Source organism: Rhizobium sp. H4, assembly GCF_003013335.1.
GTDB classification, from domain to species: Bacteria; Pseudomonadota; Alphaproteobacteria; order Rhizobiales; family Rhizobiaceae; genus Rhizobium; species Rhizobium sophoriradicis.
This window is the reverse complement of the sequence record NZ_PSOW01000060.1, coordinates 1-704: the sequence shown is the minus strand read 5'-3', so window position 1 is coordinate 704 and position 704 is coordinate 1. Positions and strand designations below refer to the sequence as shown.

Annotated in this window: 1 pseudogene; it reads left to right on the top strand. The window is 60.9% G+C overall.

Annotated features, from left to right (window positions below):
* Positions 1-227: 227 nt before the first annotated feature.
* Positions 228-704: pseudogene (locus C4N04_RS32035) on the top strand (hypothetical protein); the annotation flags it as partial.

Sequence of the window (704 nt, the reverse complement as noted above, 5' to 3'; positions counted from 1 at the left end):
CCGGCCTGATGGTCGAGTGCAGACGATTGTCGGCAAGCCGTCGCATATAGTGTTCAGCCATGCCTTGAGGGCATGATTGGATCTGGCTTTAGCATGCTTGGCGGCGGTCGGCAGGCATTAGGATCGAGGTTCCAGATTTGATTTCCGGAGGACCGGCATCGATGTACCCAAGACGGAACCAGCCGCGCGATGACGATTCTCGCGAAGTAAGTGAGTGGATCGAAGACGTGACCGGAGCTTTCGAGACGGACGCCTGGATCGACGACTACTATTCAGAGAGCCGAGACCTGGAACAGGATCCGACCGACTTGCGCCTCGGTTCGCACGATAGTGACGCCGGCGACCGTGTGCCGCGTCGCAGTTCCGTGGGCGGTTCGATGCGAGTGACGCCGCAGTCGCTGGCGCCGGAGAGGGGTTCGGGGCAGCAAGACGTCGATGCCGCAACGGAGACTCACGTGGTCTCAACCAAGGTTCGCGTCGGCGCCAAGCGTGGTCGCCCCGCCCGCCGGGGCATGCATCCCGATGACGAGTCCCGCATCAACCAGTTCGCGGAAGCAGTCCGAAACTACGAAATTCTACCCGACGGTAGCATCGGCCGAGGGGACGGAAGGGTTCCCGAGCGTACCGTCGAGAACAATTTATGGGTTCTTAGGGGGTTCGCTCGTTGGCTCCGAGCAGAGAACAGAGATTCGATGGCTTCTCGG